The 13,804-nt window shown below is 57.7% G+C and carries 7 protein-coding genes; 3 read left to right on the plus strand and 4 right to left on the minus strand.

Going from position 1 to position 13,804, the window contains the following annotated elements:
- Window positions 1-108: 108 nt before the first annotated feature.
- From H9S92_RS13130 to H9S92_RS13140, 3 genes are all read right to left on the minus strand, one after another.
- Complete coding sequence (locus tag H9S92_RS13130; protein ID WP_222936096.1) at window positions 109-1,203, minus strand: glycoside hydrolase family 43 protein; 1,095 nt, start codon at window positions 1,201-1,203, stop codon at window positions 109-111.
- Window positions 1,204-1,299: 96 nt separating this feature from the next.
- Window positions 1,300-2,823: a RagB/SusD family nutrient uptake outer membrane protein gene (locus H9S92_RS13135; protein ID WP_187467168.1), complete on the minus strand. Its 1,524-nt coding sequence runs from the start codon at window positions 2,821-2,823 to the stop codon at window positions 1,300-1,302.
- 61 nt (window positions 2,824-2,884) lie between these two features.
- A complete protein-coding gene (locus H9S92_RS13140) occupies window positions 2,885-5,938 on the minus strand; it encodes a SusC/RagA family TonB-linked outer membrane protein (protein WP_187467169.1) in 3,054 nt (1,017 codons plus the stop codon).
- 395 nt (window positions 5,939-6,333) lie between these two features.
- Between H9S92_RS13140 and H9S92_RS13145 the strand changes: the two genes are divergently transcribed.
- The 3 genes from H9S92_RS13145 to H9S92_RS13155 all read left to right on the plus strand — a co-directional run bounded on the left by H9S92_RS13145 (window position 6,334) and on the right by H9S92_RS13155 (window position 11,993).
- A complete protein-coding gene (locus H9S92_RS13145; RefSeq protein ID WP_187467170.1) occupies window positions 6,334-10,311 on the plus strand; it encodes a hybrid sensor histidine kinase/response regulator transcription factor in 3,978 nt (1,325 codons plus the stop codon).
- 346 nt (window positions 10,312-10,657) lie between these two features.
- Entirely contained in the window at window positions 10,658-11,527 is an 870-nt protein-coding gene (locus tag H9S92_RS13150) for a universal stress protein (RefSeq protein ID WP_187467171.1), read from the plus strand.
- A 115-nt stretch (window positions 11,528-11,642) separates the two neighbouring features.
- Window positions 11,643-11,993, plus strand: coding sequence for a carboxymuconolactone decarboxylase family protein (locus H9S92_RS13155; protein WP_222936097.1), 351 nt, complete (start codon window positions 11,643-11,645; stop codon window positions 11,991-11,993).
- Between the two features lie 242 nt (window positions 11,994-12,235).
- Here the strand turns inward: H9S92_RS13155 and H9S92_RS13160 are convergent, their stop codons facing one another.
- Entirely contained in the window at window positions 12,236-13,744 is a 1,509-nt protein-coding gene (locus H9S92_RS13160; RefSeq protein WP_187467241.1) for a glycoside hydrolase family 43 protein, read from the minus strand.
- Window positions 13,745-13,804: the final 60 nt, after the last annotated feature.

Consider the following 13,804-nt stretch of genomic DNA (forward strand, 5'->3'; position numbering starts at 1 on the left):
AATTTGAAATCCTGGAAAATGGGTAAAGAACTAGCTGGCAACCTCGGCACCAGAGCAGTTGGGAAGAAGGAGCGAAAGTAGAAAAAATGGGCCCTTATTCCCCCTACCCTACTCCCCGGCGGGTACGGGGATCCGCTGGCCAAGGGCGGCGGGTTGGCCCAGCAGCGGAAACCCGTTGGGGGCGTAGGTGATTTTTTGCATGCGGATGCTGCGGTCGTCGCCACACCCCATGCCCTGCCGCGGGTTAGCGTGGTAGAGAATCCAGTCTTCCGTCCCGTCGCGGGAAGTGAAGAAGGAGTTGTGCCCTGGTCCGTAGGCCTGGGCAGAGGCATTGCTGACGAACAGGGGGTTGGTATCGATGCGCGACCAGCTTTCGGCCAGCATCGGGTCGGCGTTCTTGTCCATCCACAGGGCTCCGATGCTGTACCCATCCGTCCAACAGCCGCCTGCGGAATAGAAGAGGAAAACGAAATCTCCGCGTTGCAGGAACTGAGGCCCTTCCGTTACTTCCGGAGAGACGTTGTTTTTTTCCCAGTTTTCCGTGGGTTCAAGGATTTTCACCCGGTCTCCCACCACCCGGGTGGGTGTTTCCATTTCAGCCAGGTAGATGAGTTGGCGGACGTTGACGTCGCCTTCCCAGCCCGACCAGGCGAAGTAGCGTTGGCCTCCGATCTCAACGGGCGATCCGTCGATGGCCCACTTGTCGTCGGGCAGTTCCAGTTCGCCGAGGTCTTCCCAGTTGTCCGTGAGCGGATCGAGATTGTCGTTGGCCAGGACCCACATGCGGTGGTTGCGGTTTTCGCCGTCGCTGGCCGCGTAGTACACGTACCAGACGCCATTGATGCGGTGCAGCTCCGGAGCCCAGATCTCTTTAGAGTTGAAGCCCGTAGCTGGCGGGGTCCACACCACCCGGGCCTGGGCATTGCCCGTGTTCAACTCCGACATCCGCTTGGTGGCGATGAGGGTGATGTTCCGGCCCGTCGTATAGGTGACGTAATAAGTGCTGTCGTGCTGGATGACCCAGGGGTCAGGGCCCACATTGTAGACCGGGTTGGTGAAGGTCTTAGGTTGTTCAGTGGGCGGATCCACCACTACCGTAGTTTCTTCGGGGTTGGTGCATCCCCAACTGCTCAGGCAAAACAGCAAGGCTGCGGCCCAGAAGTAGGAAGAAGGGTTCGGTTTGGTCACGGCGAAAGGGTACATTGACAAGGGAAAAAATTTTGCAGCGAAAAGCGGAGCGAGGGCTTGCGCCGTTGCACAATAACAACGGGGCAAGCCCACTCCTTTTCCGCAGGACGCTTACCAGTTGGGGTTTTGGGTCAGGTTAGGATTGATGTCCAGATCGCTCTGTGGAATGGGCAACAACTCGTGTTTGCCGATCTGGAAATTGTTGAAGGCGGGGTCCCGGTCGGCCAATTGAGGGCCGAGGTCTCCCCAGCGCTTGAGGTCGTTGAAGCGGTGGCCTTCTCCCGTCAGCTCCAGCAGGCGCTCGTGCTTGATCTGCTCCAGGAATTCCGCCTGGCTCAGGTTGGGCATTACGTCCGACAGGGCCGGCAGGTTAACGCGGGCGCGTACGCGGTCAACGTACTGGTACGCTTCCGCCGTCCGGCCCAGTTCATTGAGGCATTCGGCGTACATCAGCAGGACGTCCGCAAAGCGAATGAAGCGGTAGTTGTTCGTGGAACGGAACCCTTCCTCATTCTTGTGGTGATCGTTGAGGAATTTGCGGAAGAAGACGCGGTTGTTATCCGCCCCGTAGCGCTGCGTCCAGCTGGCACCGTAAATCTGCGTGGCATCGGGACCAGCCTCGTTCGTGAAATTGTAGAGGTAGGTGGCGGCCAGGCGGGGGTCCCGCATGTCGTCCAAAGTACGCTCTTCCTCAAATTCGGAAATGGGCCAGCGGAGGGCTTCGCCGTCGGTGAAGCCAATCCCGGGAGGGGCGTAAAACTGGGCCAGGGAGGTGCCAAAGTTGTGGTTCGGCGTCTGGGTATCCTGGTCGGTGAATTCCAGGGGGTTATCCGCGTACCACCATTCTACGACCGACTCCGCATTGTTTTCGGTGAAAATCTGGAAGTTGTCCGAGTAGTCTTCGGTAAGCTGGTACACATTGGCACCTTCCCCGCTGAAAAAGAATTCCAATGCACCTGCGGCCGCGCCATAATCACCGATTTGCATGTAGGCTTTGCCCAGCAGGGCCAGCGCACCGCCCCGGGTGATGCGCCCGGCATCCGCGCCGGAGTAACGCAGGGGAAGGTTTGGTGCGGCCAGGGTCAGGTCTTCAATGACCTGAGCCCAAACCACCGCTTCCGGTGAATTCGGGGGCAAATCCGCAGGCGTGGACGGTTCGAGTTGCAGCGGCACGTTGCCCCACAAACTGGCCAGATGGTAGTAGTGCATGGCCCGGAAAAAGTAGGCTTCCCCCAGTACCCGCTGTTTGAGCGTCTCGTCCATATCAATGCCCGGAACATTGGCAATGACCTGATTGGCCCGGAAAATGCCTACGTAATTGTCTACGTAAACATCCACGACGGGGCCAAAATTAGAATTGGGTTGAATGAAGCGGCTGATGGCGTTGGCCAGCTCGCTCCAGGGGCTGTTGCTGGTGCCTACGTCGGAGCGCAAGTCATACAGCATCGGTTGCCAGCGGGAAAAACCCGGACGGTGAAGGGTGCTGTAGCAGGCGTTGACGCCCTGTACGGCGTCTATCCCGTCCTGCCAGAAACTCTCGTTGGTGATCTGGTTGGGATTCGGGATGTCCAGCTCATCGTCGCACGAAGACAGGCAGCAGACGATCAGGAAAAGGAATAATATGGAGTACTTCATTGTTTTTTATTTGTGGTGGTTGGAGTGACGGGGCGGGTTGCCCCGTCGGCAATTAGATTGTCTAAAAGCCCAGGTTAAGACCGGCGGAAACGATGCGGCTCGATGGCCAGTTTCCGGCGTCTACGCCACGTTCCAAAATGCCGTTGCCCTGTACGTCGGGGTCCAGACCGCTGTACTTCGTGAGGGTAAATAAGTTCTGCGCACTCAGGGAAATCCGCAGGCTGCTGATGTTCATCCGCGCCAGGGGCGCGCGGGGCAGGGTGTAGCCCACCTGCAGGCTGCGCAGGCGGAAGTAAGAGCCGCTCTCCAGCCAGCGGTCGCTGTTGAAGCGGGCGTTGTCGACCAGGCCCTGGTCGTTGGTGGCCACCCCGATCCGGGGATCATCCGTGTTGGTGTTCTGTGGGGTCCAGGGACTGACGTCCGCGCGGAAGTTCGTGTTCTGGTAGGAATCGAGTTCGCGGCGGACGGAGTTGAAGAGTTGGTTGCCGAAAACGCCGACGAACTGGGCGGAGAGGTCGAAGTTATCGTAAGCCAGGCCCAGCTGCCCACCGAGTTGGAGGGTTGGCCAGGGGGATTCGCCGGTGAAGGTCCGGTCCTGGTCCGTGATTTGTCCGTCGCCGTCGACGTCCACGTAGCGGATGTCACCCGGACGGGCGAAGGGTTGGATCAGGTTGCCTTCGAGGGCGTGGGCGTCGATTTCGGCCTGGTTCTGGAAGATGCCGTCGGTTTGCAGCAGGTACCATTCGCCGAGGGATTCACCGACGCGCGAGCGGGTCAGGCCGGTCTGGATGTAGTCAATGCCTTCGCCCTGGTTGCCGACGCTTTCTACGGTGTTGTTGATGGTGGTGACGTTAACGGCAACGTTGTACTTCAGGCGCTTGGCTTGCTGGGTGTAGGCGGCTTCGAATTCGAGGCCGGTATTGCGGATGGAGCCAGCGTTGACCGGTGGGCTGCCCCCCAGGTTGCCCAGGTAAAGGGCGATGGGGAGGTTGGTCACCAGGGCATCCTCCGAAAGGATGTTGTAGTAGGCCGCCGAGACCGTTACCCGGTAGTCCAGCAAGGAAGCCTGCACCCCGTAGTTCTGGGATTTGCGGTTTTCCCAGCGTAAGTCGGGGTTAACCAGGCCCGCCTGGTAGGATCCTACGCCGATACTGCCCAGCACCGCCCGGGGGTTGTTGTTGATGGTGCCCCGCCAGTCCCAGGAGCCCAGGGTTACGATGCCCAGGGTGCCGTAGGAAGCATTGATTTTGAGGTCGTTGATCCAGGGAACGTTGAAGAAATTCTCCTTGCTGATGCGCCAGGATGCGGCGATGGAGGGAAAGACACCGGTGCGGTTGTCTTCGCTGAAGCGGCTGTCTTGATCCACCCGCCCGGTCAGGGTCAGGTAGTATTTTTCGGCGTAGTTGTAGTTGATGCGGCCGAGGAAACCGATGGTGCGGTAGTCGTCCGTAATCCCGCCTTCGGCCAGGGATTCACCCGTGGCAGCGTTGATCTGATCGAAGGGTACCCCGTTGCTTTCCACGATGTCGCTGCGGGAAGCCAGGGTGTAATTGCGGCTGGTTTGTTGGTCGGAAATACCGATGACGCTGCTGAAGTTGTGGTTGCCTGCGCTACGGTCAAAGTTCAGCGTGTGCTCCTGGAGGAGACTGCCGAAGTCTACACGGACATCCTGGACAAAGCTGGGGCGCACCGCAGCGTTGAACTGCGTCACCCCGAAGCGGCGCAGGCCCTTGGCCAGGTCGTTGCTGGATTCAATCCCGACGTTGAACTTGTAGCTGAGGCCCTTGAGCAGGTCCACTTTCACGAAGGCATTGCCGATCAGCTTAAGGAAGTTCACTTTTTCGCGGAGGAGATCGGTGACGGCCACCTGGTTTTTGGAGAAAGACACCGCATCGACGGTTCCGATGCCCCAGCCGGCGGGGTTGGTATCGGAGATGTAACGATCGCCCTGTACGGGAATGACCGGCAGCATGGTGGCCATATCGAAGAAGGGGTTGCCAGTATCGAAGCTGCCCAGCGGGCGGGTGATGTTGTTGTCGGTCACCACCAGGTTTTCACCCACCGTGATGCGGCCCAGGTTGAGGGTACTGTTGATGCGCAGGGCCGTGCGGTTGAAGTCGCGGCCAATGACGACGCCCTTGTTGCGGAAGTGGCTGGCCGAGGCAAAGAAGCTCAGGGCATCGGAACCGCCGCTGGCCGAGAAGTTGGCGTCGAGGGTATTGCCGGTGCGGAGGATTTCTTCCTGCCAGTCGGTGTTGATCGTCGGGTCAAAGTCATCGCCCACGGAAGGTGGCACGGGCAGGCCGGAGTTGGTGAAGCTGGTCCGCTGCAGTTCTGCGTAGCCATTGGCATCGGTCAGGTCCCAGCGGTTGGGGATGTTCTGGATGCCGGAAGTGATGCTGAAGGAAGGCTTGATGGGGCCTTTGCGGCCGCTCTTCGTCGTGATGATGATTACGCCGTTGGCGGCGCGGGAACCGTAGATGGCGGCGGCGGAGGCGTCCTTGAGGATCTGGACGCTTTCGATGTCGTTGTTGTTGAAGGTCACGTTGGCGTCGGCAATCATCCCGTCGATGACGTAGAGGGGATTGGTATTAACGAAGCTGGCTGCGCCGCGAATTTCGATGACGGACCCTTCGCCTGGCGCGCCACCGTTGCGGACGGTCACCCCGGAGGTAAGCCCCTGCAAAGACTCCGCCAGGGAGTTGGACACCGTTTTATTGATCTCTTCGGCTTTGACGACGGAAGTGGCCCCGGTGAGGTCCGAGCGCCGTACCGTCTGGTAGCCGATAACGACGATCTCATCGATGTCGGTCGCATCGGGCACCAACTGTACGGTGAAGTTGGTTTGGCCGGCCAGCCCGAACACTTCGGTACGGTAGCCGGTGTAGCTGATGGAGAGGGAATCGGTGGGGTCAACGTTGGCCAGGAGGAAGGCACCGTTGAGGTCGGTGACGGTGCCACTGCCCGTGCCGAGTACCATTACGGTGGCCCCGATGAGCGGCTGATCGCCTTCCATTACCGTGCCGGTAACGGAGGTTTGCCCCTGCGCATACGCAGCCAGGCTGCACAGCAGGAGCAGGGTGATGAAGACTTTTTGGATGATCGACTGACACATAATAATGAGTTTTGAATTCCGGTTTGGGAGCGCCAACTGCGCTGGCCTCCGTGCTTAACCTTGTGCCGTGCAAGGTAGCGGCAGCCCGGGCGGATGGGGGAAGCGCGACCGTTCATTGTCGGGGCTATTTCGTTCAGAATCAGCCGCTTGGGCCATTTTTATTGCCTTTGCAACAAATGGTTGTGAGGCTGGCACAAATGGTGGAGGGGAAGTAGCGGCTGGCTTGCCGTTCAATCCCCGCATTTCAACGTTCTTTGCACCTGCGGCCGCGCCCTGCTTCACTTTTTGGGACATTGGGCGCGGACGCAGGTGCTCCCCCCCGACCCCCCGAAGGGGGGAGTTAGGACAATGAGCAAAGCCCCCCAACGCCCAAAGGGGGAGAAGCAACACAACTTATGAAAAGCATTCACCCCTTCCGTTCGGGACTTCTGCTGGCACTTCTCGTGCTGACCACCGGCGTGGTGGAGGCCCAGGAATACTACTTCCGGCAGTATGAGGTGACGGACGGGCTTTCGCACAACACGATCCACTGTGCGGCGCAGGATGACGATGGCTTTCTCTGGTTCGGCACCAAAAACGGCCTGAACCGCTTCGATGGCTACCAATTCAAGTGGTACCAATCCGACGAGAACATCCCGCAGAGCATTGGCAGCAACTTCATTGAGTGCATCGACTTTGCGGAGGGGAAACTCTGGGTGGGCACCGACAGCGGCCTGTACTCCGGAGACCCGAAAAACGGCCGCTTTGCGCTGGTGGCCACCACGGCCAAGCAACCCATTCTCGACGTGGCCAACGACGCTTCCGGCCAACTCTGGTTCATTGCCGACGACACCCTGCGGCAGCTGAACAAAAGCAGCGGGGAATTGCGCAATTACGCGGCACCCGAATTGCACGCCGCGCGTAAAATTGCCCTGTCTCCCAGCAAGCGCCTCTGCCTGGCCACCGCCGGGGGGGTGTTTTTGCACCAACCCGTTACCGACGACTTCCTGCGGCTCGAGCTGCAGGCCGGTTCCAACGGCTTCCCCCTGGTGATTTCCAGCATCTATTTCCTCAACGAGAGTACGCTGGCCGTCGGTACCGTCAGCCACGGCGCTTTCCTCTACGACCTTCCGAACCGGACCTCGATGGCCATTCTGGACCAGAAAGACAACCGCTTGTACGTCCGCGACTTCCTGCTGCGCGGCAATGACCTGTGGATTGGCACGGAGAATGGCGTGTACGTCTACAACGTCTACGGCAAAACGACGGTGCACCTGCAAAAATGCAATGCCTGCCCCTTTTCGCTTTCCGACAATGCGATCTACAGCCTCTTCGAAGACAGCCGGGCGGGCGTGTGGGTGGGGACTTACTTCCGGGGCCTCAACTACTACAGCGAGGCGCTGACCAGCTTCCGTAAATTCCAGCCCGTAGCTGGGCAAAATTCGGTGGGCGGCTCGGCCGTCCGCGAATTCCAGCAAGACAAATACGGCAACCTCTGGATCGGGACGGAAGACGAAGGGCTGGACCGCTACAACCCCCGGACTGGCCAATTCGATCACTTTCCCCTGCGGACGGCCGATGAGCAAATTGTGGCCACCAACGTGCACGGCCTCTTGGTGCGTGATAACGAACTCTGGGTAGGAACCTTCCAGAACGGCCTTTTCATTCTGGACATCCAGACGGGACGGGTGAAACGGCATTTGGTGGCGGGTGCGGAGAGTGGCTTGCGGAGCAACTTCGTCTTTTCCCTCAAAACCACCATCGACAGCACGATTGTGGCCCTGACGGCTTCGGGGATCCACCGTTACCGCCAGGACCTGGGGAAATTTGAGGCGGATACCCTCTTTGCGCCCAACTATTTCTACACGTCCTTTCTGGAAGACCGCGACGGCGGGCAGTGGGCCGGGACGTACTGGGACGGGCTGTTTTACCACCACCCTGCCAAAAATACCGGCCGGATCTACAGCAAGGGCTCAGCACCCCAATTCCGCATCAGCAACGATGCCATCAATGGCATTTTTCAAAGCTCGGATGGTACGGTGTGGGTGACCACCGAAAATGGCCTGAACGCAGTTTCCCCCGACAGCGGGACCATCGCGCAGTACGGGAAAAAGGACGGATTTCCGAGCAATGTATTTTACTCGGTGCTGGAAGACAAACTGGGGAAATTCTGGCTGAGTACTGCTAACGGCTTGGTCCGTTTCGCCCCCGGCAGTAAGCAGCTGGACAAATACACGACGGAGAACGGGCTGCTGAGCAACCAATTCAACTACAGCTCTGCTTTCAGAGATGCCAACGACCGGATGTACTTCGGGGGCGTGGAGGGTTTCATCTCTTTCGACCCCTACGATACCCGCTTCAGCAAGCAGGCGCCGGGAGACCGATTGGTGCTCACTGACTTTGCGGTGCTGGCCTTCGGGGATCGGCCGGCGGAGCACCCCACGGCCGAGAAAAAGGCGGGAGAAGCGACGGCGGTGGTCCGGTTGGGCTACGACCAGTCCACTTTTAACGTCTCCTATTCCGCGCTCGACTACGTTACGCCCGGGCTGACGGAATACAGCTACCAACTGCGGGGGCTGAACGATGGCTGGATCAGCACCGGCAATACCAACAAGGTTTTCTTCACCTCCTTGCCGCCGGGGCAGTATACCCTGAGCGTTAAATCCCGCATCCACAACAGCGACTGGGGGGCACCGGAGGATTTACTGCGCATTTACATCAGCCCACCCTTCTGGAAAAGCAAGGTGGCCTATTTGCTGTACGTGGTGCTGGGTGCCTTGCTGCTGTTGTACGCCCTGCGCTTTTACCACCGCTACAACAAGGCCCGGACGCTGCAAAAGATGGAGTTGTTCGACAATGAAAAGGAAAAGGAAATCTACCGGGCCAAGATTGAGTTTTTCACCAACGTATCCCACGAGATCCTTACACCGCTGACGCTCATCAAAAACCCCGTGGAAAAACTCCTGAATGAGGCTGCGCCAGGTACGGTGTTGGCGGATAATTTATCGTTGGTCCATAAGCATACCCTTCGGCTGGTCAATCTGGTGCAACAGTTGCTGGATTTCCGGAAAACGGAAATGGAGCACACTACCCTGTCCTTTGTGCTGGTGGACATCAACCGGGCCTTGACGGACACGATTGCGCAATACACGGCAACGCTGGAGGAAAAAAATATGGAGCTTATCCATAACCTGGCCGAGGAGGCGGTGCTGGCTTACGTAGATATGGAGGCCTTTCGGAAGATAACGGGCAATCTCTACCAGAATGCCATTAAGTACGGCGAGCAGCAAGTGCGGATTACCCTTTCCGCTACCGAATCCCAGCTGACCATCCGCTTTCAGAACGACGGAATGCTCATCCCTTCCAGTGAAAAAGAGAAGATTTTCCAGCCCTTCTACCGCTTGCCCGACCACGAGGCGCTGCCCGGAACCGGTATCGGGCTTTCTCTGGCTTACTCGCTGGCGGAGTTGCACGAGGGCAGTTTGCAGCTGGACCTGAGCACTCCGCAGTACAACACCTTCGTCCTGACGCTCCCCCTTTTCCAAAAAGATAATTTTGAGCTGACGCCCTCTAAAAAATGGGTAAAGGTGGAAGACCATTCCACGCAGCACCCGGCGCTGGGGACCCAGAACCTGCGCTCCACCATCCTGCTGGTGGAGGATAACCTGGATCTGCTCGATTTCGTTGCTAAAGACCTGCTGCCCCATTACCCCGTCCTGAAGGCCACCACGGCCGAGGAGGCCCTGCAAATTCTGGAGAGCCAGAACATCCAGTTGGTCATCAGCGACGTGATGATGCCGGGCATGGACGGTTTTGAACTGTGCCGCATTATCAAAAATAACCTGGAGTGGAGCCACATCCCCATTATTCTGCTTACTTCCCGGAACAACCTTACCTCCGAAATGTCGGGCCTTGAGGCTGGTGCGGATGCTTACATCGCCAAGCCGTTTTCGATGGACTACCTGAAAACGCGGGTCAGCAACCTCCTCACGAACCGTAAGCACATCCTCGACCATTTCTCTAGTACGCCGCTGGCCCACATCCAGAGCATTGCCCACTCGCCGGTAGATGAGCAGTTCCTGCAAAAGCTCGACGTCATCATCCAGGAAAACATCACTGACCCGGAACTCAACGTGACGGACCTGGCCGAGCGCATGCACATGAGCCGTTCCACCCTCTACCGAAAAATCAAGGACGTCTCCGGCTTCAGCCCCAACGAACTCATCAACATCACCCGTCTGAAAAAAGCGGCCAGCCTCTTGCGCGGCAAGCAATACAAGATTTACGAAATCGCGGAAATGGTGGGGTATAATTCAGCGACCAGCTTCGGGAGGAGTTTTCAGAAGCAGTTTAAAATGTCGCCGACGGATTATGCTAATGGGGAAGGGGATTAAGGGGGGAAAGGAGTAAGGAATTAAAGGGGCTGCCGCATGGGGACAGGGATTGACCGCCGATAGGCAGCAGCGTGGCTAGTAATTGAATAATTAAATAATTGAATAGTCTGCTGCACGGGTTTGAGTAAAGACCGAACATCCCCGCCCATAACCACCGTTTCACCGGGGACTAACCACCTAATCTTCAGTAAAGTGGGCGGATGAGATCCGCAGCCAGGCGATTGGCCAAATACACGTTGGTGCATTGGGGCCAGGTAGAGCGTCCAAAATCATCTCCCCCCATGATTCTCATCATCGCCCGCACGGGAGATAAGCCGGAATTTTGGGGAAAGAAAATACCCTAACCATGCAGAAGATTATTGTCCCCATCGATTTCTCCGGCACTTCGGCAGACGCCCTCCGCTTTGGTTGTTACCTGGCCGACGTGACGGGGTACGACCTTGAGGCCGTCCACATCCACGATGGTTACGACGGAGATGAGGCCTTTGTCATCAAGAAAGGTAGTGCCCGCATCCGGGGCCGGGTGCGGGAGCGCCTCGAAAAATTTGTTGCTGAGCACACCGATGCGCAGACCTTCACGGGCAGCCTCGGGGCGGACGGCGACTTACCCTTCATCAAGTGCCGCGAGGAAGTGGGCAGCGCCATCGCCCAGCTCGTCAGGTTAGGCAAAGAGGAAGACACGGCCCTCATCGTAATGGGCGGCGTAGGGTCCGGCATCCCGAGCCGGGTTACGCCCGTCTTCGGTAGCGTTGCGAAGGGCGTAGCCACCCAGGCGGAGTGCCCGGTATTGCTCGTTCCCCAGAATGCGGGCGTACCGCAAATCAAACAGGCGGCCATTGCCTTCGATGAGGTGCGTAACCTCGTGGTACTGAGCGATAAGACCGCCTTCCTCCAAAAAGGACTCGCCCCGCACATGCGGTTCACCCACGTTTTGTACCACGGCGAAAGTGCCAGTGAGGTGCCGGAGCTGAACCTGCTGCGGGAAGTCCTGCGTAAGGACTTTCCCCACTACGCCGTGGACTTCGATCTCCTGCCCCCGGGAAACGTGACGGATACCCTCATTGATTATTCCCTTGAGCGGGATATTGATCTCCTGATTCTGGGCCGGCACCAACGAAGCTTTTTTGACCTTCTGATTAATGGCTCGGAAATACCCGAGATCATTGGTTCTTGCGGTATTCCTTTATTGATCGTGCCGCTAACTGGTGAAATTTAATCAGCAGGCGCAGTAGGTTTTTAACCATAAGAATCATCTGACCATAAAGAGCGGTCAAGGGGCATTTTAAATATATTGCAGTGGAACCACCTTCCGCATTTTAAATTATTCTGTTATGCAAAATTTTCCCGCTCGCTATGCTGAGCTTAAACAATCCATGGGCCGCATCGGGCAGGCCATTCCTGATACGATGCAAGGCTTCGGGGCCTTGCACCGGGCAAGTACTGCCGACGGTGCGCTGAATGCCAAAACCAAGGAACTCATTGCCTTGGGCGTTGCTATTGCCGTACGGTGCGATGGTTGCATTGCCTTTCACGTCCACGATGCACTACAGGCCGGTGCCAGCCGCGCCGAAATAATGGAAACCATCGGCGTGGCCGTATTGATGGGTGGCGGACCGGCATTAATGTACGGCTGTGAGGCCGAGGAGGCCCTTCAGCAGTTCAGCGCGGTGGAAAAAATGTAGCGCGGGCGGTTTAAATCCAGGTAGTTTCTGTACTTTTTTTGGCCATTTCATCGCTCGTTTTACCGCCATTGCTTCCTGTATTTTTCCCTGCACCTGCGGCCGCGCAAAAAAGCGGATAAAATACACCGGAATAAGGCAAGCAGGCCTGGAGGCCAAATTAAAATGTCCGCTCAGGGCCGTTCCTGGGCGCGTTCGCAGGTGCAGGCAAATCCTTGAAGGCAATGTTTGGCTTAGGGCCAGCGCTATAACTTCCCGCTCACCCTGAAATAGTCGAAATCGACGTATCCGCCCCTTTCCAAGGTGGCGTAATTAAAAAGACCGAAGCGGTAGCCCATGAAATGCGGAAGCGTATAGGGCAAGGGAAGCGGAGGGCCAAATTCGGTCCATTTTTTACCGTCGAGGCTGTAATAAAACTGCCCCGTATCCCTGCGCTCCCGAAAATCACAAGAGGCCTTCAGGAAAATAATTTTTCGGCGCAGGGGAATGCGTGCCATTTCCACCGGAACGCCCGTGGCGGCGCTGACCACGGTGAGGTATTTCTGGCCCTCTTCCGCCTTTACGCCCAACAGCCCATAATTTTTCTGTAGTAAGGCCAGTCCGGCGAAATCTCCCGGCCGCATCGCCGATACTTTAATTTTGGTGATGCCACTGGAGCTTGGGCCAAATGTCCGTTGGGTAAGCGTATTGCGGGCCATGACAAAGCTCGTATCCCTTCGGCCCGTACTGAGCCGCAGGTGGCCCTTACGGGCGGTGAGCGACCAATTTTCCGGCACGGGATTATGGTTCCATTGCCAGACGAGTCCCAATTCCTTTTCCTCAAAATCATCGGAAGCAATGATTCCGGGCACCAGCCCTTCACTGGCGGGCAACGCCAGCCGGAGCGGTACCTTGCCCTCTGTTCCCAGGACGGGCCAGCCGGCCTCCCACGTTACCGGCACGAGATAGGGGATGCGCCCCACCCCACCGCTGTCCTGAAAAAGGTAGGCAAACCAGCGTCCGTCGGGGGACTGCACCAAGCCCCCCTGGGCCACGCCCATATCCTGTAGGCCTACCCTACCCTCCCACGGCCCGGTAAGCCGATCGGCCCGGTGGATGACCACGGTGCGCATCCCACCCCGGGGCCAGGTGATGTTGAAAAGGTAATACTTCCCGTTTACCTTGTACAGCTGGGAACCCTCCGCGCCCAACATGATGTCATCGCCGGCCGGAGCACTGGCGTTGTCGATTAAGACCTGGTCCAGCCCCCCTGGCTTCACCCCGCTGAGGTCGGCCGCTAACTCCAGCAGGTGCAATTTGCCCGCGCCGTAAACCATGTATACCCTGCCATCGTCGTCGAAGAAGATGCTGTGATCGTGGTAGGCCGGGGCAAAACTTTGCTCGCGCCAGGGCCCCTTTTCAATGTCTTTGGTACTGTAGACGTGGGTTTTGCCGGAAGTCGCCGAAAAGGTGGAGGCGTAGAAAACGCCCGCGTGGTAATTCAGGCAGCTGGCCCACGAACCCCGTCCGTAGGCACTTTGCCCGTTTTCCAAATTCATGGCGTCGTTTTCCACCAGGCGTTCATAGGCATAGCCGATCAGCTGCCAATTGACCAGGTCCTGCGATTTCATGATGGGCAGCCCCGGACTTAAGTGCATCGTGGTGCTGCTCATGTAGTAGCTATCGCCCACCCGAATGATCGACATATCGGGGACATCGGCGTGGATGATCGGATTTTGGGCCTGCCCCACCAGGCGGCAAACGGCCAAGCCCATAAGAAGAAGAGAAAAAAGAGAAGGTTTCAATTAGTGAATGGGTGGATACGTGAACGAGTA

The organism is Neolewinella lacunae (genome assembly GCF_014349155.1).
GTDB classification, from domain to species: Bacteria; Bacteroidota; Bacteroidia; order Chitinophagales; family Saprospiraceae; genus Neolewinella; species Neolewinella lacunae.